Source organism: Sphingomonas sp. ABOLE, assembly GCF_003950455.1.
In the GTDB taxonomy this organism is placed as follows: Bacteria; Pseudomonadota; Alphaproteobacteria; order Sphingomonadales; family Sphingomonadaceae; genus Sphingomonas; species Sphingomonas trueperi.
Window position 1 is genome coordinate 37,188 of record NZ_QQWY01000026.1, and the last position, 23,024, is coordinate 60,211.

18 protein-coding genes are annotated in these 23,024 nt (G+C 67.8%); 11 read left to right on the forward strand and 7 right to left on the reverse strand.

Annotation, left to right across the window (positions count from 1 at the left end; all coding sequences use genetic code 11):
• Nucleotides 1–19 precede the first annotated feature (19 nt).
• The 6 genes from CA234_RS15930 to CA234_RS15955 all read left to right on the forward strand — a co-directional run bounded on the left by CA234_RS15930 (nucleotide 20) and on the right by CA234_RS15955 (nucleotide 6,645).
• Nucleotides 20–802, forward strand: coding sequence for a type III pantothenate kinase (locus CA234_RS15930; RefSeq protein ID WP_125977034.1), 783 nt, complete (start codon nucleotides 20–22; stop codon nucleotides 800–802).
• Nucleotides 803–2,440: a ribonuclease J gene (locus tag CA234_RS15935; RefSeq protein ID WP_126002198.1), complete on the forward strand. Its 1,638-nt coding sequence runs from the start codon at nucleotides 803–805 to the stop codon at nucleotides 2,438–2,440. It begins immediately after the preceding gene.
• 10 nt (nucleotides 2,441–2,450) lie between these two features.
• Nucleotides 2,451–2,711, forward strand: coding sequence for a DUF1467 family protein (locus CA234_RS15940; protein ID WP_125977036.1), 261 nt, complete (start codon nucleotides 2,451–2,453; stop codon nucleotides 2,709–2,711).
• A gap of 59 nt (nucleotides 2,712–2,770) precedes the next feature.
• The gene (locus CA234_RS15945) at nucleotides 2,771–3,163 is read left to right on the forward strand and encodes a hypothetical protein (RefSeq protein WP_125977037.1); all 393 of its coding nucleotides are present in this window, start codon (nucleotides 2,771–2,773) and stop codon (nucleotides 3,161–3,163) included.
• A 110-nt stretch (nucleotides 3,164–3,273) separates the two neighbouring features.
• Complete coding sequence (locus CA234_RS15950; RefSeq protein WP_126002199.1) at nucleotides 3,274–4,830, forward strand: alkaline phosphatase D family protein; 1,557 nt, start codon at nucleotides 3,274–3,276, stop codon at nucleotides 4,828–4,830.
• Nucleotides 4,831–4,842: 12 nt separating this feature from the next.
• A complete protein-coding gene (locus tag CA234_RS15955; RefSeq protein ID WP_126002200.1) occupies nucleotides 4,843–6,645 on the forward strand; it encodes an adenylyl cyclase in 1,803 nt (600 codons plus the stop codon).
• Here the strand turns inward: CA234_RS15955 and CA234_RS15960 are convergent.
• Complete coding sequence (locus tag CA234_RS15960; RefSeq protein WP_126002201.1) at nucleotides 6,642–7,853, reverse strand: MFS transporter; 1,212 nt, start codon at nucleotides 7,851–7,853, stop codon at nucleotides 6,642–6,644. The two genes, CA234_RS15955 and CA234_RS15960, sit on opposite strands and share 4 nt — an antisense overlap.
• A gap of 236 nt (nucleotides 7,854–8,089) precedes the next feature.
• On the opposite strand from CA234_RS15960, the gene CA234_RS15965 reads away from it, so the two are divergent.
• The 4 genes from CA234_RS15965 (at nucleotide 8,090) to CA234_RS15980 (ending at nucleotide 14,015) form a co-directional block, all read left to right on the forward strand.
• Nucleotides 8,090–11,077, forward strand: coding sequence for a TonB-dependent receptor (locus CA234_RS15965; RefSeq protein ID WP_126002202.1), 2,988 nt, complete (start codon nucleotides 8,090–8,092; stop codon nucleotides 11,075–11,077).
• A gap of 95 nt (nucleotides 11,078–11,172) precedes the next feature.
• Entirely contained in the window at nucleotides 11,173–11,907 is a 735-nt protein-coding gene (locus CA234_RS15970) for a SapC family protein (RefSeq protein WP_126002203.1), read from the forward strand.
• Complete coding sequence (locus CA234_RS15975; RefSeq protein WP_126002204.1) at nucleotides 11,900–12,931, forward strand: cupin-like domain-containing protein; 1,032 nt, start codon at nucleotides 11,900–11,902, stop codon at nucleotides 12,929–12,931. The genes CA234_RS15970 and CA234_RS15975 overlap by 8 nt, the downstream gene beginning before the upstream one ends.
• Nucleotides 12,932–12,959: 28 nt before the next feature.
• Nucleotides 12,960–14,015, forward strand: coding sequence for a LacI family DNA-binding transcriptional regulator (locus CA234_RS15980; protein WP_126002205.1), 1,056 nt, complete (start codon nucleotides 12,960–12,962; stop codon nucleotides 14,013–14,015).
• 138 nt (nucleotides 14,016–14,153) lie between these two features.
• Here CA234_RS15980 and CA234_RS15985 read toward each other — a convergent pair whose 3' ends face one another.
• The gene (locus tag CA234_RS15985) at nucleotides 14,154–16,442 is read right to left on the reverse strand and encodes a hypothetical protein (protein WP_126002206.1); all 2,289 of its coding nucleotides are present in this window, start codon (nucleotides 16,440–16,442) and stop codon (nucleotides 14,154–14,156) included.
• Between the two features lie 82 nt (nucleotides 16,443–16,524).
• On the opposite strand from CA234_RS15985, the gene CA234_RS15990 reads away from it, so the two are divergent.
• Complete coding sequence (locus tag CA234_RS15990; RefSeq protein WP_125977046.1) at nucleotides 16,525–16,818, forward strand: Hpt domain-containing protein; 294 nt, start codon at nucleotides 16,525–16,527, stop codon at nucleotides 16,816–16,818.
• A gap of 443 nt (nucleotides 16,819–17,261) precedes the next feature.
• On the opposite strand, the gene CA234_RS15995 is transcribed toward CA234_RS15990, so the two are convergent.
• From CA234_RS15995 to rpoD, 5 genes are all read right to left on the reverse strand, one after another.
• A complete protein-coding gene (locus CA234_RS15995; protein WP_126002207.1) occupies nucleotides 17,262–17,960 on the reverse strand; it encodes a DUF2185 domain-containing protein in 699 nt (232 codons plus the stop codon).
• Nucleotides 17,957–19,135, reverse strand: a complete 1,179-nt coding sequence (locus CA234_RS16000) for a VWA domain-containing protein (RefSeq protein WP_126002208.1) — start codon at nucleotides 19,133–19,135, stop codon at nucleotides 17,957–17,959. Before CA234_RS16000 ends, CA234_RS15995 begins: the two co-directional genes overlap by 4 nt.
• A gap of 73 nt (nucleotides 19,136–19,208) precedes the next feature.
• The gene (locus CA234_RS16005; RefSeq protein ID WP_126002209.1) at nucleotides 19,209–20,051 is read right to left on the reverse strand and encodes a MoxR family ATPase; all 843 of its coding nucleotides are present in this window, start codon (nucleotides 20,049–20,051) and stop codon (nucleotides 19,209–19,211) included.
• A 54-nt stretch (nucleotides 20,052–20,105) separates the two neighbouring features.
• The gene (locus tag CA234_RS16010; RefSeq protein WP_125977050.1) at nucleotides 20,106–20,771 is read right to left on the reverse strand and encodes a hypothetical protein; all 666 of its coding nucleotides are present in this window, start codon (nucleotides 20,769–20,771) and stop codon (nucleotides 20,106–20,108) included.
• Nucleotides 20,772–20,975: 204 nt separating this feature from the next.
• Nucleotides 20,976–23,003, reverse strand: a complete 2,028-nt coding sequence (gene rpoD, locus CA234_RS16015) for an RNA polymerase sigma factor RpoD (RefSeq protein WP_125977051.1) — start codon at nucleotides 23,001–23,003, stop codon at nucleotides 20,976–20,978.
• Nucleotides 23,004–23,024 lie beyond the last annotated feature (21 nt).

A 23,024-nucleotide genomic window follows, 5' to 3' on the forward strand; every position in this document is an offset into this window, starting at 1 on the left:
CGAAGAAGAGGGAAGGGCGATGCTGCTCGCGATCGACGCCGGCAATACCAATGTCGTGTTCGCGCTGGTGGACGGCGGCGAGATCCGCGCTCGCTGGCGCATCGCCACCGATCCGCGCCGCACCGCCGACGAATATGCGGTATGGCTCAGCCAGTTGCTGGCGCTCGAAGGCTATGACCGCGCCGCGGTGACGGGGGTGATTGTCGGCACGGTGGTGCCGCGCGCGCTCCACAACCTCGAGGTGCTCGCCAGCAAATACTTCAAGACCGAGGCGGTGATCGCCGGCAAGGGCAATGCCGAATGGGGCTTCGCGCTCGACGTCGACGAGCCGCAGAACCTGGGCGCCGACCGCGCGCTCAACGTGCTCGCCGGCCATGCGCGGCACGAAGGCGACCTGATCATCATCGACTTCGGCACTGCGACCACCTTCGACGTGGTCGATTATCGCGGCGCCTATAAGGGCGGGATCATCGCGCCGGGCATCAACCTGTCGCTCGACGCGCTGGTGACCGCAGCCGCCAAGCTGCCGCGTATTGCCATTTCCGCGCCGGATACCGCCAGCGTGGTCGGCCGCAACACCGTCGATCAGATGCATATCGGCATCTATTGGGGCTATGTGGCGATGATCGAGGGGTTGGTCGCGCGACTGAAGGCCGAAGTGGGCAGGCCGCTCAAGGTTATTGCGACGGGTGGGCTGGCGATTCTCTTCGAAAGGCATACATCGGTGTTCGATACGATCGAGCCCGATCTCACCATCCAGGGCTTGGCGATGCTGTGGGAACGCAGCCAGCAAGGAAATTAAGTGACCCCAAGAAACGAACTGCTCTTCCTCGCCCTCGGTGGCTCGGGCGAGATTGGCATGAACGTCAATCTCTATGGCTGCGACGGCAAATGGCTGATGGTCGATTGCGGCATCACCTTTGGCGATGCCAGCTATCCGGGCATCGACGTGATCCTGCCCGACCTCCAGTTCATCGAGGACCGGGTGGACGACCTGCTCGGCATCGTGCTGACGCACGGGCATGAGGACCATATCGGCGCGCTGCCCTATCTCGCCGCCGATCTCGGCGTGCCGCTCTACGCGACGCCGTTCACCGCGGGCCTGATCCACGGCAAGCTGGCCGAGGAAGGCATCGACGACCGTGTCGAATTGAACGTGGTCAAGGAAGAGGGGCCGTTCGACATCGGTCCGTTCACGGTCACCTATACGCCGCTCGCCCACTCGATCCCCGAGGGCAATGCGGTGCTGATCGAGACGCCCTATGGCAAGGTGTTCCACACCGGCGACTGGAAGCTGGACGAGGCGCCCTCGCTGGGCGGTTCGGCCACCGCCGAGGAACTGACTGCGATCGGCGACAAGGGCGTGCTTGCGCTGGTGTGCGACTCGACCAACGTGTTCAATCCCGAAGCCTCGGGCTCGGAAGCGGACGTACGCAAGGGCCTGGACGAGGTGGTCGCTGGCGCCAAGGGCCGCGTGCTCGTCACCACCTTCGCCTCGAACGCGGCGCGGCTGCAGACTTTGGGCGAGGTCGCCCGCGACACCGGCCGCGAGCTGTGCGTCGCCGGACGCTCGCTCGACCGGATCATCCGCGTTGCCAAGGCGACCGGCTATCTGCGCGACTTCCCCGAGCTGATCGACTTCGACAAGGCGATGACGCTGCCCGCCTCGCGCGTGCTGATCGTCGCGACCGGCGGCCAGGGCGAGCCCCGCGCCGCGCTCAACCGCATCGCCGAGGGCAGCCATGTGCTCAAGCTCCACCAGGGCGACCTGGTGGTGTTCTCCTCGCGCCAGATCCCGGGCAACGAGATCGCGATCGGCAAGATCATGAACACGCTGGCCGACAAGGGCGTCGACATCATCACCGACCGCCAGGCCTTCGTGCACGTGTCCGGCCACCCGGGGCGCCCCGAGCTGGCGGAGATGTACAAGTGGATCCGGCCCGAGATCATCGTTCCGGTGCACGGGGAGATCCGCCACATGCACGAACAGGCCCGCTTCGCGCTCGAACAGGGCGTGCCCAAGGCGGTGAAGCAGCAGAATGGCGAGATCATCCGTCTCGCGCCCAACGGCCCGCAGAAGATCGGCCATGCGACGGTCGGCCGCCTCGTGCTCGACGGGGACGTGATCCTGCCGGCGGACGGCGCGACGATGGGCGAGCGGCGGCGGATCGCGCTGTACGGCCAGATGTCGGTCGCGGTGGCGATCGATCGCAAGGGCAAGCTGCTCGGCGCCCCCCAGATCCGCGTCCAGGGCGTGCCGGTGGAAGAGGACCGCGAGGACCTGATCGAGGCTGCCGCCGATGCCGCTGCCGAGGCGGTGAAGAAGGACTGGCGCGATCGCGAGAAGCTGCGCGAGTCGCTGCGCCTCGCGGTGCGGCGGGTCGCGGTGCGCTTCACCGGCAAGAAGCCGGTGGTGGACGTGCTGCTGATCGAGGCGTAACCTTCGCCCCATGAAGTGGCAGTCGGCGCTCGCGATCTATACGCTCTTCTGGGCGATGTCGGTGTTCTTCGTGCTGCCCTTCGGGGTGCGAACCAGCGAGGAGGCGGGCGTGCCGCTTGTCCCCGGCCAGGCGCCGAGCGCGCCGCACAGCTTCAATCCGACGAAGATCGTGGTGCGCACCACGATCCTCTCGGCGGTGCTGTTCGGGGCCTTCTACCTCAACTATGTCTATGGCTGGGTGACCGCCGAGATGCTCGACTGGACGCAGTAAGCCCCGGCGAAACAAGCTTTGTTGACGTTGCAGTAGGTTCGGCCACCTATAAGAGCCGGATGGAAGACCTGCGCCGACACCACGCCCAGATGCTCGCCGCGCTCGACGAACTCGAGCAGCTCACACGATCCGCCCGTTGCGACGACAAGGCGGTGATGGCGGTCCGCTACCGCCTGACCCGCGCCAGCAGCGCGCGGCGACGCGAAGTGGTAGCGCTGTGCGAGCGGCTGATCGCGGCGGGGGCGACGGACCCTGCGCTGAAGGCCCTTCGCGATGCGACCAACGTCTCGCGCGGTACCTCGAGCAGCCATATCGGCACCTGGACGCTGCGCCAGGTCATCGCCGACTGGCCCGGCTATGTCCGTGCGTCGAACCTGATGCGCGCGGCGCTGCGGCGGGAAGTCGCGCGCGAGGTGGCGGTGCTCGCGCCGCATTTCGCCCAGGCGATGTGAACGTTCACATTTCTGTCATCTTCGCTTGCCATGCGCAGCGGATGAGGCTTGCATCTCCCCGCTGAGGCGGTGGCGGGGGTGCCTGCCGCACCGCGCGAGGGAGACGAAGGATGCACACTACACGACGCGAGCTGTTGCTGGGCGCCGCCGGATCGCTGCTGGTGCTGGGCGCGCCGGGCATCGTCCGCGCGCAGCAGGCGTTCCGCGCCTATCCCTTCACGCTGGGCATCGCGGCGGGTGACGCTGCGGCCGACGGCTTCGTGCTGTGGACGCGACTCGCCCCTGAGCCGCTCGAGCCGCATGGCGGGATGCCGATGGTGCCGATCGCGGTGCAGTGGGAAGTCGCCGCCGACCCCGCCTTCAAGACGATCGCTGCCAAGGGCGAGGCGCTGGCCCGGCCGGAGCTCGGCCATTCGGTGCATGTCGAAGTCGGTGGGCTGCAGGCCGATCGGCCCTACTGGTACCGCTTCACCTGCGGGCGCGAGCGCTCGATGCGGGGGCGGGTCAAGACGCTGCCCGCTGCCGGCGCCTCGGTGGCGAAGGCGCGCTTTCTCGTCGCCGGCTGCCAGCACTATGAGCAGGGGCTCTACACCGCCTATGCCCATGCCGCGCGGGAGGAGGCGGACTTTCTCTTCCATTATGGCGACTACATCTACGAGGGTCGCGGCAACCCGGTGGCGTTCGACTATGGCGGCAACCCCCGGAAGTTTATCCGCGCGCATGTCGGCGAGGAGCCGTTCAGCCTCGACGACTATCGCCGCCGTTACGCCCAGTACAAGACCGACGCGGATCTCCAGGCCGCGCACGCCGCGACCGGCTGGTACGCGACCTTCGACGACCATGAGATCCAGAACAACTGGGTGGCCGACCGCGACCAGAACGGCACGCCCCCCGAGGCGTTCCTGCTCCGCCGCGCCGCTGCCTTCCAGGCCTGGTACGAGCATATGCCGGTGCGCAGCAGCTCGATCCCGCATGGTGACGGCATCCAGGCCTATCGCCGCGCCCGCGTCGGCGACCTGCTCGATCTGCACCTGCTCGACACCCGCCAGTATCGCACCGAGCAGCCCTGCGACGACGGCTTCAAGGCCAAATGCGCCGGCTGGGGCGCTGCCGATGCGCAGGTGCTCGGCACCACGCAGGAAGCGTGGCTGGCGCGTAACCTCGCCGAGGGCAAGGCGCGCTGGAACGCGATCGCCCAGCAGGTGATGATGATGCCGCTCGATCGCCGCATGGGCGACGAACCCGCGCCGATCCGCAACATGGACAGCTGGGGCGGCTATGACCTGCCCCGCGAGCGGCTGTTCTCCAAGTTTGCCGGCCACGGCAATGTCGTGGTGCTGACCGGCGACGAGCACCAGAATTATGCCGGCGAGCTGCGCACCCGCGCTGGCCAGGGCGACGCGGTGGCGGTGGAGTTCGTTTCCACCTCGATCAGCTCGGGCGGCGACGGGGCGGACGTCCGCGCGGGCAGCGACAAGATCCTCGGCCGCAATCCCTATCTGAAATACATGAACGACCGGCGCGGCTATCTGCTGTGCGACGTCACCCGCGACCAGTGGCAGGCGCAGTTCCGCACCGTCGACACGGTCAGCGAGCCGGGGGCGCCGGTGAAGACCGCGCGCACCGCGATTGTCCAGCATGGCCGCGTGCAGCTCGACTTCGCCTGACGGGGACAGCGATTGCACGAAGGCAAGGGGGGCGGCCTGCCCGATGCGAGCCGGCGCACGGTGATCCGTCGCGCCGGTGATGCCGGGCTGGCGGCGATCGCGGCGGCGGCAGCGGTGCCGCTACCGGTACAGGCGGGGGAAGCGATGACCGCGGAGACGACGCCCGATTTCGGGCCGAACGTGCTGGTGATCGATCCGTCGATGCCCGGCGGCGATGTGCAGGCGCGGATCGACGCGATCTTCGCGCAGCAGGAAGCCGCGCATTTCACCGATCGCCGCTTCGCCATTCTGTTCAAGCCTGGGCGCTATACCACCGACGTGCGGGTGGGCTTCTTTACCCAGGTTCTCGGGCTGGGGAAGTTGCCGGGTGCGGTTACGATCGACGGACATGTCCGCGTCAATGCCGACTGGCTGAAGGGCGATGCGCTCGCCAATTTCTGGCGCGGCGCCGAGAACCTCACCATACGCCCGCCAGCGGGCTGGGACCGCTGGGCGGTTTCCCAGGCGGCGCCCTATCGGCGGATCCACATGCTCGGCGACCTGGTGCTCGACGATGGCGGGTCGTCGAGCGGCGGCTTTCTCGCCGATTGCCGGATCGAAGGCACGATCCGCGCCGGCAGCCAGCAGCAATGGTATAGCCGCAGCAGCCGGATCGGCGGTTGGCAGGGGGTGAACTGGAACATGATGTTCCAGGGCGTGCAGGGCGCGCCGGCGACCAGCTTCCCCGATCCGGCGGTGACGACGTTGCTGCGCGTGCCGCTGCTCCGTGAGAAGCCGTTCCTGCAGCTGGACGAGGCAGGCCACTGGTCGGTGTTCGTGCCGGCACTGCGGCGCGAGGCTGTGGGGACGAGCTGGGCCGACGGGCCCACACCCGGCAGCGCGTTGCCGATCGCACATTTCTTCCTCCCGCGGCCGGGCATGGACGCCGCCACGCTCAACGCCGCGCTCGCCCGCGGCCAGCATCTGCTGTTCACGCCGGGCGTCTATCGGCTCGACGCGCCGCTGCGGGTGACTTCGGCCAACCGCGTGCTGCTCGGCATCGGGCTCGCGACGCTGCAGGCGGTAAAGGGCAATGCGGTGGTCGAGATGGACGATGTGCCCGGCGTCACCATCGCCGGGCTGATGATCGATGCCGGCGCCGAGCGCTCGCCGGTGCTGGTGCAGGTGGGGCCGCGCGGCAGCACCGGCGACCATCGCCACAATCCGGTGCTGCTCGCTGACCTGTTCTTCCGCGTCGGCGGGGTGGAGGTCGGCAAGGTCGAGACCTGCCTCGAGATCAACAGCCACCATGTCCTTGCCGATCATCTCTGGATCTGGCGGGCCGATCACGGCGATGTCGACGGCACCCGCGTCCATGTCGGCTGGGACGAGAGCACCGGCGATCAGGGGCTGGTGGTCAACGGCGACGACGTGACCGCACACGCGCTGTTCGTCGAGCATTTCCAGCGCTACCAGACCTGGTGGCGGGGCGAGCGCGGGCGGACCTATTTCTACCAGAACGAGCTGCCCTATGATCCGCCCAGCCAGTCGGCCTGGATGGCGGGCCCGACCCGCGGCTGGGCAGCCTACAAGGTCGACGACCAGGTGCGCGCGCATGCGGCGGTAGCGCTGGGCGTCTATGTCTATTTCCGGACCAACCCGCAGGTGGTGCTCGAAAGCGCGATCGAGGCGCCGGGGCGGCCGGGGGTGCGCTTCCACCATGTGACGACGATGTCGCTCGGCGGCGGGATCGGCACGATTGCGCATCTGGTGAACGATACCGGCGCGGCGGCGCGCCCCGGCGCGACGATGCAGCGGCTGCTCGCCTATCCTTAAGCGGGCTCGCGTACCGCGAGCATCACCAGCCCGCCCGCCAAGGTGAGGCCGGAGAGCAGGAAGAGCAGCGGCGCGAAGCTGCCCGGCGTCGCCGCCATCCAGGCGATCGCCGTGCCGACCAGCGCGGGCAGCGTGTTGGTGAGATTGAGGATGCCGAGGTCGCGGCCGCGATGGCGTTCGCTCGGCATCTCCTGCATCCAGAAGGCGCCGTGCAGCGCCATGAACAATTGCGCGCCGACGCCATAGACCAGGAATCCCGCCACCGCGATCGTGCGGGTGCCGGCCAGGCCCATGACGAGCAGCCCACCTGCGGTGACCGCCGCTGCCGCCAGCAGGAACGGCTTGCGGCGGCCGATCCGGTCCGAGAGGCGGCCGAGCAGCAGCGTGCAGGGCAGGGGGAGGAGGTAGGCGAGCACCAGTGTGCGCCCGACGAAATCGGCGGCCGCGGCGGCGGTCTGTCGGGGCGGCAGGTCGGCGAAATAATAATAGAGGTAGAGCGTCAGTCCGTTGCCCGCCGACTGGAGCAACAGCCGCGCGACCCAGGCTGCGGCGAGGTTGCGGCGGGCCTGGCCGCGGGGAAGGGGCGCGGGCTGCGGCGGCAGGCGTCGCGCCGTGGAGAAGGCGAGCGGTGCGACCAGCAGCGCGATGACGAGCGAGAGGAGGCCCAGCCGCAGGGGCTCGGTGGCGCCGGGGAGCTGGACCAGTGCCCAGGCCGTGGCCGCGCCGATCGGGTTGGCGAGCGCGAGCAGGCCGCCGGTAAAGCCCTTCTGCGCATCGGGAATCTCGTCCGCCATCAGCGCGAGCAGCGGCGCCAGCACCGCATTCGCGGCGCATTGCACCGCGACCACCGCGAGCGTGACACCGGCCGGCGACTCGGCACGGGCAAACAGGGCATAGGCGAGCGCCAGGCCGAGTGTGCCGAGCAGCAGCCAGCCCCGACGCCCGCGCCCGCGTGCCAGCGAGCGGTCGCTCAGCCAGCCGAAGCCGATATTGGCAGCAATCGCCGCGACCGTGCCGATCGCCGCGACCAGGGTGAACAGGTCGAGCCGGTCGGCGCCGGCGATCGCTTCCACCTTGATCGGCAGGAACACCGTGAACAGCGGCAGATAGCCGATCGTCCCGCCTGCATTGGCCAGCGCGAACAGCAGCAGGAAGCGCCAGTGCCGCGCGGCGCCTTGGGCGGATAGGGAGGGCGTCGGCGCGTGCATGCGGCGGCTGGAATAGTAGCTGGCGCCGCACGTGCCAACGTCGTTCCTGCCGCTTTTGGTGCACCGGGCAGGTCCGGCCAATGCTGCAACTTGGCCGCGCGAAGATGACAGTTCTGAGAACGATCCCCCCCGCGAAAAACTACAAAAATGTGACTTGTTGACCGCGTAATGAATGTTTGTATGTGAACGTTCACATCATGGCGGACCATGATTCATCCAACATGCGGGGAGCCAATATGACACGGGTACATGCAGGCAGGTCGATGCTGTGGCGCGCGGGAGTATCCGCGCTCGCGCTGCTCGCGATGCCGGGGATCGCAGCGGCGCAGGACACGAGCGGCGCCACCGAAACCGAAGCCAATGGCGACATCGTCGTTACCGGCATCCGCGCCTCGCTGCGCGAGTCGCTGGCGCTGAAGCGCGACGCGCAGGGCGTGGTCGACGGCATCACCGCCGAGGACATGGGCAAGTTCCCCGACACCAACCTCGCCGAATCGCTCCAGCGCATCACCGGCGTGTCGATCGATCGCTCGATCGGTGAGGGCTCGACCGTCACCGTTCGCGGCTTCGGCCCCAACTACAATCTGGTGACGCTCAACGGCCGCCAGATGCCGACCTCGACGCTGGACGGCGGCGCCACCGCGCCGACCTCGCGCCTGTTCGACTTCGCCAACCTCTCGTCCGACGGCATCGCCGCGGTGGAGGTCTACAAGACCAGCCGCGCCGACATCGAATCGGGCGGCATCGGCTCGACGATCAACATCCGCACGCCGCGCCCGCTCGACAAGCCCGGCCTGCACGGCAGCTTCGCAGTCTCGGGGATGTACGACAGCTCGAGCAACGCCAAGAACACGCCGATCACTCCCGAAGTCTCGGGCATCGTCAGCGACAGCTTCCTCGACGATCGCATCGGCATCCTGATCGCCGGCACCTACCAGAAGCGCAAGGCAGGCAACAACGAGGCCTATGTCGGCTGGAAGAACGGCCGCACCGGTTCGGACAAGGCGGGCGAACTCGCCCAGCCGGGTGACCCGCGCGCTGCCAACATCACCAACCGCCCGACCGGCGACCAGATCTACACCGTGCCCCAGAATGCCGGCATCGGCATCAACGATATCGAGCGCGAGCGGATCAACGGCCAGGCGGTGCTGCAGTTCAAGCCGTCCGACACGCTGACCGGGACGATCGACTATACCTATTCGCGCAACCGGGTGACCGTGCGCAGCAACAGCATCGGCGTCTATTTCAACAACAACGACACCGTCAGCAGCTGGACCGGCGGCGCGGTGGCGAGCCCGATCTTCTACACCGAGCGGTTCAAGGCGAGCGAGAACAAGGACGTCTCCTACGTCAGCAACCTCAGCGCCAACCAGAGCGAGAACAACTCGATCGGCGGCAACCTGCAGTGGAAGCCCGAGGGCGCCTTCTCGTTCGAGCTGGACGCGCACCATTCGATCGCCAAATCGGGCCCGACCAACAAATACGGCACCAGCACCTCGGTGAGCACCGCGATCTTCGGCGCGGCGAGCCAGACGATCGACTTCACCCACTACATGCCGGTGCTCTCGATCAAGATGCAGCCGGGCATCGACCTGCTCGACGCCTCGCGCATCCAGGCGACCGGCAATTCCTTCCGCAACGGCATGTTCCGCGACGAGATCAATCAGGTCCAGTTCAAGGGCCGCTACGAGCATGGCGGGCTGCTCGACAGCGTCGACTTCGGCATCTCCTATGTCGATAACAAGGTTCGCTCGGCGTACGGCTTCCTCCAGAACAACACCTGGGGCGGCGCCGGCCCGGCCTCGGACCTGCCCGACAGCCTGTTCACGCTCGCGACCATCCCCGACAAATATCCGGGCCTGAAGACCGACGGCAGCCTGCTGATCCAGCAGATCTTCACCAAGAATTTCGAGACGCTGGTCGGCAATCTCGAGCGCCTCTACAAGATGTGCTCGAAGCCGCAGAGCGGCACGCCGCTGGGGCCCGACACCTGCCTGGCGCAGTACACCGTCGATCGCCACATTTCCGAAAAGACGCTCGCGCCCTTCCTCCAGGCGAACGTGAAGTTCGACGCCTTCGGCCGCCCGGCGCACCTCTATGCCGGTGTCCGCTACGAGAAGACCTGGATCGACTCCTCGGCACTCGTGCCGGTCGCCACGGGCACCAAATGGGTCTCGGCGAACGAGCTCAACGTCGTCTATTCGGGCAAGAGCGACTACACCTCGCTCAGCGGTTCGTACCAGAACTGGCTGCCCTCGTTTGACTTCGACATATCGCCGCTGAAGAACGTCAAGCTGCGCGCCTCCTATGGCCACACCATCGCGCGGGCGGACTATGGCAGCCTGCAGGGCGGCCAGACGATCGACTCGCTGTTCCGCGTCGATGGCGGCACCGGCAGCCAGGGCAATCCGGGTCTGCTGCCGTACAAGTCGAAGAATCTCGATTTCTCGGCCGAGTGGTACTACCAGCCGGACAGCTACGTCTCGGTCGGCTATTTCCACAAGTCGGTGGTGAACTTCATCGGCACCGGCCAGGTGAAGAAGCCGGTGTTCGGCCTGACCAACCCCGCCGACGGCCCGCGCTACAAGGCAGCGCTGGCAGCGCTCGGCGCGGGCGCGACCTCGAACGACATCCGCCAGTACATCTTCGCCAACTATCCGGGTTCGGTGAAGATCACCGGCGGCACGCCGGGCAACTATACCGGCGACATCCTCGGCCTGCCCGAGGACGCGCCGGTGCTGTTCACCGTCAATACGCCGGTCAACAACAACCAGACCGCCAATGTCCATGGCTGGGAATTCGCCGTCCAGCACAGCTTCTGGGAGACCGGGCTGGGGATGATCCTCAACTACACGATCGTCGACGGCGACGTGCATTATCGCAACGACCAGCCCGCCACGGTCAACCAGTTCGCGCTGGTCGGCCTGAGCGATACGGCCAATGTGATCGGCTATTACGACAAGAACGGCATCCAGGCGCGCGTCGCCTATAACTGGCGTGCCGAGTTCCTGTCGGGCGCGGGATCGAACCCGAGCTATACCGAACCCTATGGCCAGATCGATGCCAGCGCGAGCTGGGAGGCGCTGCCGCGCACGACCCTGTTCTTCGAGGGCATCAACCTGACCGGCGAAGGCCGCCGGACGCACCAGCGGACCGACCGTTATGTCGGCGTCACTGCGCCGGGCTATGCCCGCTACACGGTGGGCGTGCGCTACCGCTTCTGACGACCGACCTGGCCTTGCGGCTTCGATGCCGCAAGGCCCTTCCGCCCCGCCGCGCGGCGTGCCAACGCCCCGGCGGGGAACGGGGATTACCACGCATGAACGATCAACAGCTCGTGACCATCGACGATCACCGTGCGGTCCGTATCGACCGGCGGCGCGGGGCTGCGCTGGGCGACGCCGTCCAGCTCTGCCTCGTGGTGCCCAGCGAGTTCCGCCAGGTGCAGAATGCCTATCCGATCCTGTTCCAGCGGACGCCCGCCCGGGACGGGTTCCAGGCGATCGCGCTGTTCGGCTTCGCGCCCGAGGAAAACCTCTATCTCGAGGGTGATCGCTGGGATGCGCCCTATCTCCCGCTGGCGATGGCGACCCGGCCCTTCCTGATCGGCCCCCCACCTGCCGGTGGCGACCTCGCCCAGCTCCATCTTTCCGCGGCGAGCCCGCGGGTGCTGGCACCGGGCGATGCCGGCTATGCCGAGGCCTCGCCGCTGTTCGAGGCGGACGGTACGCCGAGCAGCTATCTTGCCGCGGTGCTCGACGGGCTCGCGCAGCTCGACCGCGGCTACCGCGCCGCCCCCGATTTCTTCGACGCGCTGGAGCGGCACGAGCTGCTCGAGCCCGTATCGATCCGCTTCGACGATGCCGAGGGCAATGCCCGGCAGATCGTCGACTTCCACGGCATCCATGAGGAGCGGTTCGCGGCGCTCGACGGCGCGACGCTGGGCGAATTGCACCGCGACGGACATCTGCTGCCGATCACCATGGCGCTGGCATCGCTCGCCAACCTGCCGCTGCTGATCGGGCGGCTCCAGCGCCGGGGCGCCGATGCCTGACCCCGCCGACCTGTTCGACGGGCTGCGGCCCGTGCCCGAGATCGCCGCCGCCGATTGCTGGGCGCTCGACCATGCGCTGGCGGCCTCGGCCGAGCCGTTCGTGGTGCGCGGGCTGGTCGCCGACTGGCCGCTGGTCGCCGAGGGCGGGAAGGGCGCGGCGAATATCCGCGCCTATCTGGCCGGCTTCGCGCGCGACACCGACTTCACCTATGCCGAGGGCGCGCCCGGCGCCGGCGCGCGCATCTTCTACGACGACGCGATGGCGATGAACCACCGCACCCGTCGCGCGCGGATCGGCGCGATCTTCGCGGCGATGGCAGCGGACGAGGGGAAGGCGGACGCGCCGCTCCGTTACATCGCCTCCACCGACGTGCCGCGCTTCTTCCCCGGCCTGGCGGAGGCCAATCCGATGCCGCTGGGCCCGCGCGAGGGGCTGGCCGCGACGATCTGGATCGGCACCGCCACGCGCGTCGCCGCGCATTGCGACGAGCCCGACAATTTGGTCTGCACCGCGGTCGGCCATCGCCGCTTCACGCTGTTTCCGCCCGACCAGTTCGCCAACCTCTATCCCGGCCCGCTCGACAATACGCCGGGCGGCCGCGCGATCAGCATGGTCGATTTCCACGCACCCGATTTCGCGCGCTTCCCGAAGTTTCGCGAGGCGCTGCGCCATGCGCGCACCGTGGTGCTGGCGCCGGGCGACGCGCTGCGCATCCCGAGCCTCTGGTGGCACCATGTCGAGGCGCTCGACGGCTTCAACGTGATGATCAACTATTGGTGGCGGACGCGCCCGTCCTGGCTCGCCGAGCCGAACGATGCGCTGCTCGCCGCGCTGCTCGCGATCCGCGACCTGCCGGCGGCGGAGCGGGCGCATTGGCGGCAGGTGTTCGACCATTATGTCTTCGCGCCCGGCGCGTCGGTGACCGCGCATATCCCCGAGGGCGGCCGCGGCATCCTCGATCCGCTGACGCCCGAAACGGCGGGGCAGCTGCGCGCGTATCTGTTGCGCCAGCTCAGCCGCTAGGCAAAAACGATGCAGGAGAGGAAGTCGCATGTCTCGTAGACGCCAGTCCGTGACCATCCGCCATGTCGCGGCCGATGCCGGCGTCTCGCTGCAGACCGTCAGCCGCGTCATCAACAAGGAGCCCGGCGTGCGGCCGGAGATGCTCCACCGCGTCCAGGCCTCGATCGCCAAGCTCGGCTATGTGCCCTCGCTGGCCGCGCAGCGGATGAGCGGATCGCGCTCCTATCTGATCCTCGCGCTCAACGATCGCGAGCGGACCATCGCCGATTGGCGCGCGCGCGAGGGGCGCGACTGGGTCGACCAGATGCTGCTCGGCGGCATGCTCGCCTGCGCTGCGCATGGCTATCGGATGATCGTCGAACTGGTCGACACCCAGAGCGACCAGATCGAGCGCGAAATCTCCGCCGCGATCGCAGCACTCCAGCCCGACGGCGCGATCCTCACCCCGCCGCATTCGCAGAACCCGGTGATCCTCAAGCTGCTCGCCGAAAAAGGGATCGAGATCGCCCGGATCGGCTCGGTCGCCGAGGGGCCGGGGCACATGCTGGTGCAGGACGATCGCGGCAGCGCGCGGCTGGCGACCGAGCATCTGCTGGCGCTCGGGCACCGCCGCATCGGCTTCATCGCGGGACCTGCGGAATATGAGCTGAGCGCCTGGCGCGTCGAGGGCTGGCGGGCGGCGATGGCGGCGGCGGGGCTGTCCTCGGACGGGCTGCTGGAGACCGGCGACTTCTCCTACGATGCCGGGCTGATCGCGGCGCGCACGCTGCTCGACCGGGCCGAGGTGACCGCGGTGATCGCCGCCAACGACCAGACCGCGCTGGCGACGATGGCGGCGGTGCGGGGGCGGGGGCTCAGCGTGCCCGAGGACGTGTCGCTGGTCAGCTTCGACGACACGCCGATCGTGCGGTTCGCCAGCCCGGCGCTGACCGCCGTCTCGCAGCCGATCGCCGACATCACGGCGAAGGCGGTCGAGCGGATCATCGATGCCTGTGCCGGACGGGCAGCCGCCTCGGCCGAGCCAGTGTTGCTGCCCTCGACGCTGATCGTCCGCGACTCGACCCGCCGCCCGCCGGCGCGGTAGGGTCTGCGCCCCTCGGACCGTCATTCCGGCGAAAGCCGGAATCCATTGGGGTCACCGGTGCGGTTCCCGCCGATAGCGAGAGGCGTCTGGATCCCGGCTTTCGCCGGGATGACGACTTGGGGGGAGGACCCCAGCCCCTCAGCCCCGCAGCCGCTCGATCGCCTGGGCGAGCGCGACATAGAGCTTGCCCGCATCGGACGAGAGCAGGGTCACCGCCAGCGGATTGCCGTCACGCAGGCTCAGCACCTGGCGGAGCATCGTCTCGAAATCATGGACATAGCGATGGACGTTCTCGCGGAACGTCTCGTCATGCTCGTACAGCCGGTGGATCTCGCGCGCCTCGTGCGGGGCGAGCAGGCGCACCGCGCGGCGGGTGAACACGCCGCGATCGCCCTTGAGATAAGCACCCCAGGCACTGTCGGTGACCTCGGCGGAGAAGGTCTTGGCGATGTCGATCGAGGTCGAGTGCAGCGCGTCGATCAGTAGCGCCATGCGGTGGGCGAAGCCGTCGCTGTCGGCGCGTTCCTGCGCGTCCTGCGCCTCGGCAATGCGCGTCTCGGCACGCTGGTTGGCTTCCTCCAGCACGGTCATCTGCGCGCGGAGATGCTCGGCGGCGCGCGCAGCGGCACCGATTGCGGCGTCGGCAGCCTTGGTCAGCGTGTCGACCTGGCGGCGGACCGACAGCTCGACGGCATGTTCGATCACCTGATCGGTGGCCTCCTGCAGCACGCGATTGACCGCTGGCACGATGCCGTCGATCGCCTCGCGGGCATGGTCGGCGGCCTTGTTGGCGCTGTCGCGGACGCGCAGCAGCGTTTCGATCAGCTCGGGCGCGGCGTCGCTGGTGAAGCTCTTCGCGTGGAGGATCGCGCCGTCGACCGCGCGGCTGAGCGTTTCGGCCTGGTCGGCGGCGGTCGCCAGTGTCTCGGCGAGCGCGGCGCGGCCGCGTTCGAGCGCGGTCTGCTGGTGGGTGACCGAGGCGGCGATTCCCGCCACCGCGTCGTGGGTGGTCTCGGCGGCGGTGACGAGGCCGAGCAGCTCGGGCTTGGCGGCGGCGATGCGCTTGCGCGTCGCGTCGATCCGCTCGTCGAGCCGCTCGAGTGCCGCGGGCATCGTCTCGTCGAGCTCGCGGGCGGCGGCGTCGAGCGCGGTGAGCAGGCTTTCGGCGGTGGCGATCCCTTCGCGCGCGGTGCCTTCGCCGGTGCGCATCGACTGGGTCATGCCGTCCATCGACTGGTGCAGCCCGTGGATCGCGGCGGCCAGCGCCTCGGTGCGGCGGGTGCCGGCGGCGTGGAGGACTTCCAGCTCCGAGTCGAACGTCGCGGCGCCTTCGGAGAGGCGGGCAAACAGCGCGTCGCCGCGCCGCTGCTCCTCGCTGAGCCGCGACGAGATGCGGATGATCGCATCCTCGATCAGCGCCATGCGCTGCGCCATCGCGGCACTGCTGTCCTCGGTGGCGCGTTCGAGCGCGGCCTGGTTTGCGCCGAGCATCGCCAGCATCGCGTCGCCCTGCGCGGCGATGCCCTGGCGCGACTGGTCGATCGCGGCGGCGGCGCGATCGAGCACCGCATCGACCTGCGCCGACATCTGGTCGGTCACCTGTTCGAGCCGGCTGCTCGCCGCCTCGCTGGTCGCTTCCATGCGGGAGATATGCGCGGCGAGCCGCTCGGCGGCGCCCCCGGCGATGCGATCGGCCTCGCGACCGCGCTCGGCGAGCACGGTCAGCTGGATGTCGAGCGCGGCGGCGGTCTGGCCGGCCTGGAGCCCGGCCTGGTCGACCCGATCGGCGAGCCCGCGCATTTCCTCGTGCGCCCTGGGCAGCGAGGCGAGGATCACGGAGACGCTGTGCTCGGCGGCGCTGGTCATGGCGCTCAGCTGCTGGGTGCCGGCGGCGACCAGCTCGGCCTGGCGCTGGGCGCTGGCGGCGGCATGGGCGAGGCGTTCGGCGGCGGCGTCGCTCAGCACCGAGAGGCTGGTTTCCTGCTCGGCGAGCGCATTGCGCTGGGCGAGGAGGCGGTCGGTGAGCGCGGCGGTGCGCGCCTCGAGCTGCTCGGCCGCGTCGCGCATTGCGCGTGCGGTGTCCGCATGGCGGCGCGCCTCGGCGGTGCTGGTGCGCACCGCGATGAGGTACAGCAGCGCGACCACCGCGGCGGGCACGCAGAGCGACGCGAGCAGCTGGACGCGCTGGAAGTTGCTCAGCGGCTCGTCCCAGGCGGGGAGCGCGAGGCTCGCCATGCCATAGGTCGCGCCGACCCCGGCCGCGACCGCGAGCAGGGTGAGGATCCAGCCGAGGCGCGGCGCTTCGAGCGGCGCATCCGGTGCAACGGGCGCGGGTTCGTCGATCACCAGGCTTTCCGCCAGCACGGGCGGCTCGGCGGCGTGGGTGTCGAACGATACGGCGGATTCAGCGGTGGAGCCCCCAGTCATCCGGCCACTGTATCAGCTTTGCCGCGCGGACCAAGACCGGGTTGGCAACGAACGGTTAACGAAGATGGAGATAGGATTAGCCATGGCTTATGATCCCGGTGCAATCGATACGAGTCTGGCGGCCGCGGTCGGCGACGATCCCGCGCTGATCGCCGAGCTTCGCGACGCATTTCTCGAGAGCGTCCACCGTTCGGTCGACATGATGAAGACCTCCAAGGGCGCCGAGCAATGGGCGGGTGCCGCGCTCCGGCTGCAGAGCCTGGCCGGCAGCTTCGGCGCGACTAGCCTGATGGGGCTTGCAGAAGAGGCCGTGCGGCGCAGCGCCCAGGACGGCGCGCTGCTGCGGCGGATCGACAAGGCGGTGGAGAAGCTTTGAGCGCTCGCTGACGTTTCAGGCTGTACGTTCCGGCGGATAGTCGAACGGCCGAAACTGGTGATTAGTTGCCGTACGCGTGTTATCACGTCCTATGCTGACAAACCTCTTCTTGGCTATGATCGCGACGGTCACCGTTGCGAGTACTCACTCCAGCGAGCGTCGGCAGTCTATCGCCTCTCCATCCGAGGCGAAGAGTCTCTCGTCCGTCTCGGCTGCGGCGCGCGCGTGCAAGCATCTGAGAAGGGGCGACAAGCGCTCTGCGGCTCCTCCGGTTGGCATTTCAGCCTACGAGGCATGCCTTGGGGAACAAGCAAACCTGACGCGCCCGGCAAACCCCCAGCTATGCGCTCTTGCCAAGAGCGTCATGTCGCCAGCGGGCATCTGCATACTTGGGGAGTGACGGCCGCAACCGGGGCGGTACGGACACCCTCCGACCAACGGCCTCAATCCGCCGCAGCAGACTCCGGCTCGAACACATCCTTCTCCCAGTTCCGAACATAGGCCGAACCGGTGGGCGCATCGATTAGATGGACCCAGCTGTCGTCGATGTTGAGCACCCGGCCGAGCGCGACGCATTCGATCGCGCGGGCGCCGATCGCTTCGTCTTCCAGCCCGCGATAGTCGCCGCGGATGCGCCAGCCGCTGTCGGGCGCGTCGCCGACGCTGGGGGGCAGCGGCAGCTCGCGGTAGAGATAATGGACCGCAGCACCCTGTTCGAGCACGCAGCTGTCGACCAGGCAGCGCGCGTCATAATGGCGCCGCGCGGGGGCAGAGGGCGGGCGGACCGGGCGGTCCTCGCCCCAGCGCAGGTCGATCACGTCGCCGCGGCTGAACGCCACCTCGCGGCCGGGGCGAAGCTGGGGGATGTCGAGCGGCACATTGTCCAGCCGGCCCCACAGCTTCTCGCCCTCGGCGCGGGTGATCTCCACCCACATCCGCTCGGCGGCATAGTCCCGCGAGGGCGGGGTGGACTGGAAGATCAGCTTGGCGAGGTCGCCGGGGCGCAGCGCCAGCACTTCGTTCTCGCTGGGCAGGAAGAAGGTATAGGGCGCGGCCTCGGCCATCGGCCGCGGATCGGCGATCGTGTAGCTGCCGAACAGGCGCCGGCGCCAACGGTGGAGCATGTCGCGGATCTTGGTCATCGCTTTTTACTCAACTCGCGCATCGCTGCATCGATCCCTGCAATCGTGAGAGGATACATGCGATCGCGCATCAGCTCGCGGATCATCGTCACCGAGTGCGAATAGCCCCATTGCGCCTCGGGCAGCACGTTAAGCCACACCGTGGCGGGCCAGGTATCCACCACGCGCTGCAGCCAGGTTGCGCCGGGCTCGTCGTTCAGATGCTCGACCGAGCCGCCGACCTGCGTAATCTCATAGGGGCTCATCGACGCGTCGCCGACGAAGATCACTTTGTAATCCTGCCCATATTTGTGGAGGAGGTCGGCGGTGCGGGTGCGCTCGGTGAACCGCCGGCGATTGTCCTTCCATACGCCTTCGTACAGGCAGTTGTGGAAGTAGAAGAACTCCAGGTTCTTGAACTCGCTGGTTGCCGCCGAGAACAGCTCCTCGCAGAGCTTGACGAACGGGTCCATCGAGCCGCCGACGTCGAGGAAGAGCAGCAGCTTGACCGCATTGTGCCGCTCGGGCCGCATCTTGACGTCGAGCCAGCCCTGCCGCGCGGTGCCGGCGATCGTGCCGTCGATGTCGAGCTCCTCCGCCGCGCCTTCCCGGGCGAAGCGGCGCAGGCGGCGCAGCGCCACCTTGATGTTGCGGGTGCCGAGCTCGCGGGTGGAATCGAGATTGCGATAGTCGCGCGCCTCCCACACCTTCACCGCGCGCTGGTGCTTGCCCTCGCCGCCGATCCGCACGCCTTCGGGATTGTACCCGCCATTGCCGAAGGGGGAGGTGCCGCCGGTGCCGATCCATTTGCTGCCGCCCTGGTGGCGTTCGTGCTGCTCGGTCAGTCGCTGCTGGAGCGTCTCCATCAGCTTTTCCCAGGAGCCGAGCGCCTCGATCTGCGCCTTTTCCTCGTCGGTCAGATATTTCTCGGCGATCGCGCGGAGCCATTCCTCGGGGATCTCGGCCGGGGCGACGCCGTAGTTGCTCGTGATCCCCCGAAATACCTTGGCGAAGACCTGGTCGAACCGGTCGAGCAGCCCCTCGTCCTTCACATAGGTGGCGCGGGCGAGGAAGTAGAAGGCCTCGGGCGTCGGCTCGATCACCTGCGCGTCGAGCGCCTCGAGCAGCAGGAGATGTTCCTTGAGGCTGGCAGGGATGCCCGCGGCGCGCAGTTCGTCGAGAAAGGCGAGGAACATGGCCTAGAATATGCCCGCAGGAGGGTGGGCGTCCATTACGTTGAGCGCCGTAGGGAGGCGGGCCGAGCCACGCTCATTTCTGCCGCCGCGCCATGAAGGCGAGGCGCTCGAACAGCATCACGTCCTGCTCGTTCTTGAGCAGCGCACCGTGGAGCGGCGGGATCGCCTTTGTGGGATCGCGCGACTGAAGCACCTCGAGCGGCATTTCCTCGTGGAGCAGCAGCTTGAGCCAGTCGAGCAGCTCGCTGGTCGAGGGCTTCTTCTTGAGGCCGGGTACCTCGCGGATCTCGTAGAACAGGTCCATCGCGCGGCTGACGAGCAGCTTCTGGATGCCGGGGAAGTGGACGTCGACGATCGCCTGCATCGTGTCGCGGTCGGGGAATTTGATATAGTGGAAGAAGCAGCGGCGCAGGAAGGCGTCGGGCAGCTCCTTCTCGTTGTTCGAGGTGATCACGACGATCGGGCGCTCGGCGGCGCGGACATTCTCGCCGGTCTCGTAGACATGAAATTCCATGCGATCGAGTTCCTGGAGCAGGTCGTTCGGGAACTCGATATCGGCCTTGTCGATCTCGTCGATCAGCAGCACGGGGAGGGTGGGGCTGGTGAACGCCTCCCAGAGCTTGCCCTTGCGGATATAGTTGGCGATGTCGTGCACCCGCGGATCGCCGAGCTGGCCGTCGCGCAGCCGCGCCACCGCATCATATTCGTAGAGGCCCTGCTGTGCCTTGGTGGTCGACTTGACGTTCCACTCGATCAGCGGCGCGCCGACGGCCTTGGCGATTTCGGTCGCGAGGACGGTCTTGCCGGTGCCGGGCTCGCCCTTGACGAGCAGCGGACGGCGCAGCGTGACGGCGGCGTTGACCGCGACCTTCAGGTCCGCGGTGGCGACATAGCTCTGGGTACCTTCGAAGCGCATGCGCATGAAGGTGGGCCGAACGGTGGCGGGATGCAACCCATCCCGAGGGGCAGGTCAGCCGCGGCTGCGGGCGCTCGCGCGGGCCTCGAGCAGGTCCCAAAGGCCGCGATGCTGGGCGAAGACCTGTTGCGCACCGAACAGCATCGCGCGCTCGTGCGCGGCTTCGCGGGCGAGGGCGTCGACCACGCTCACCGTCTCCTCGGGGATCGGCAGGCCGGCGGGCTTGGGATCGATGCCGAAACTCGTCGCGGCGCGGTCGAGCACCGCGCGGATCGCCACCCATTCGATCGCCAGCGCGATCGCGGCGCCGGTCGCGCAGCCGGCGCGATCGGACTGGGCGAGCATGTCGAGCGCATGCCGCTGCGCGGCGGCGGCGGCTTCGCTCTCGGCATGGCCCGGCGTGCTGGGCAGGGGACCCACCGCGGCGACGAGACGGACCAGATAGGCGCGCTCGGCGACGAAGGCGTCGGCGGCTGCTTCCAGCCACTCGCATTCGATAGGATGGCGCCCATGGCCGGCGGCATAGTCGACCAGCCCCGGATGGCGGCCATGGAGGCGCGCAATGTGGTGGACCGCGTCGGCCAGGTCGCGGCGGGGCAGGGCGTCGGCGCGGAGCGCGCGCAGATGCGGGTGGCGGGCGCTGCCGTCGGTCCCCGCCAGTGCGCCCATCGGGCCCCAGGCGCCCGACAAATGCTCCATCGGTGCGGTATCCAAGAGCATGACCTTCCTCATCTGGACAGTGCCGCCCGCCATCGGCCGGTTCAGAGGAGATCGCACAGCGACGATACCGAAGCGCATAGAAAGATGGTTACGCCGAAATTAATCTTGAAAGACAGGATTTCGGCTCCCCACGCGTCGTTGTCCCAAATGAAAACGGCCCCGGGGGACACCCGGGGCCGTTGTTCCTGTTGGTGGCGGATGCGCTTACTGGTCGAGGAAGCTGCGCATCTTGCGGCTGCGGCTCGGATGCTTGAGCTTGCGGAGCGCCTTGGCCTCGATCTGGCGGATGCGCTCGCGGGTCACCGAGAATTGCTGGCCGACTTCTTCCAGCGTGTGGTCGGTGTTCATGCCGATGCCGAAGCGCATGCGCAGCACGCGTTCCTCGCGGGGGGTAAGGCTGGCCAGGACGCGGGTGACCGTTTCCTTGAGGTTCGCCTGGATCGCCGCGTCTACGGGAATGATCGCGTTCTTGTCCTCGATGAAGTCGCCCAAGTGGCTGTCTTCCTCGTCGCCGATCGGCGTTTCGAGGCTGATCGGCTCCTTGGCGATCTTCATCACCTTGCGCACCTTTTCGAGCGGCATGCTCAGCCGCTCCGCCATTTCCTCGGGCGTGGGCTCGCGGCCCTGCTCGTGGAGGAACTGGCGGCTGGTGCGGACCAGCTTGTTGATCGTCTCGATCATGTGCACCGGGATGCGGATGGTGCGCGCCTGATCGGCGATCGAGCGGGTGATCGCCTGGCGGATCCACCAGGTCGCATAAGTGCTGAACTTGTAGCCGCGGCGATATTCGAACTTATCCACCGCCTTCATCAGGCCGATATTGCCCTCCTGGATGAGATCCAGGAACTGCAGGCCGCGATTGGTGTACTTCTTGGCGATCGAGATCACGAGGCGGAGATTGGCCTCGACCATCTCCTTCTTCGCGATGCGCGCCTCGCGCTCGCCCTTCTGCACCATGTTGACGATGCGGCGGAACTCGGTGAGCGTCATGCCCGTCTGCTGGGCGATCTCGCTCATCTCGGTGCGGATGCGGTCGACCGAGCCGCTCTCGTTCTCGACGAACGCCTTCCACTTCTTGTCGAGACCGACCACCGTCGGCAGCCAGTTCTCGTCGAGCTCGTGGTCGACATAGCGGTCAAGGAAATCCTTGCGGCTGACCTTGTGGCGCTCGGCGAGACGCAGCATCTGGCCGCCCAGCGCGGTGAGGCGCCGGTTGAAGCTGTACAGCTGGTCGACGAGATACTCGATCTTCGCCTGGTGGAACTGGACGCTCTCCACCTCGGCGGTCAGCTCCTCGCGGAGCTTGTTGTACTTCTTCTCTTCCGCCGCCGGGAACTCCTCGCCGGCCGACATGGTGTCGAGCCGCTGCTGCTGGACCTTGCCGAACTTCTTGTAGATCGCAGTGATGTTCGCGAACTTCTCGAGCGCCTGGGGTTTCAGCTGCTCTTCCATCTGGGCGAGCGAGAGGGTGTTGTCCTCCTCCTCGTCGTCCGAGGGGCGGCGGGCGCGGCGTTCGGTCAGCTCGTCATCCTCGTCGGAGGCGACTTCTTCGGGCTCTTCCTCTTCCTTGAAGCTGGGGCCGGTGCTCGATTCGCTGATCTCGCCATTGTCGTCCTCGGCGCCCTCGACCTGCTCGGCCGACGGACCCTTGGAGAGCATGGCGTCGAGATCGAGGATCTCGCGCAGCTGCATCGTGCCTTCGTTGAGCGCGGTCGACCAACCGATGATCGCGTTGAACGTGATCGGCGACTCGCAGAGCCCCAGGATCATCGTGTCGCGGCCGGCCTCGATGCGCTTGGCGATGGCGATTTCGCCCTCGCGGCTGAGCAGCTCGACGGCGCCCATCTCGCGCAGGTACATGCGCACCGGATCGTCGGTGCGATCGACGGTTTCCTTCTTCTTCGCAACCTCGAAGGCGGGCGCGGAATCGTCGCTGGTGTCCGCGGCTTCCGAATCATCGGCCGAATCGTCCTCGGACTCGGCATCCTCGCCGGCGTCCTCATTCTCGACGACGTTGATGCCCATGTCATTGAGCGCGGCCATCACGTCCTCGATCTGCTCCGAGGACATCTGGTCCTGCGGTAGCATCTCGTTGAGCTGGTCGACGGTGATGTAGCCGCGCTTTTTGGCACGCGCGACCAGCTTCTTGATCGAACCCTCGTTCAGATCGATCAGCGGCGCGTCACTCGTGTCTGCCGTGTCCGTGACGTCTGCCATGTTCGCCTTCGCCATCAAATCCCTCGAAACTCAGAT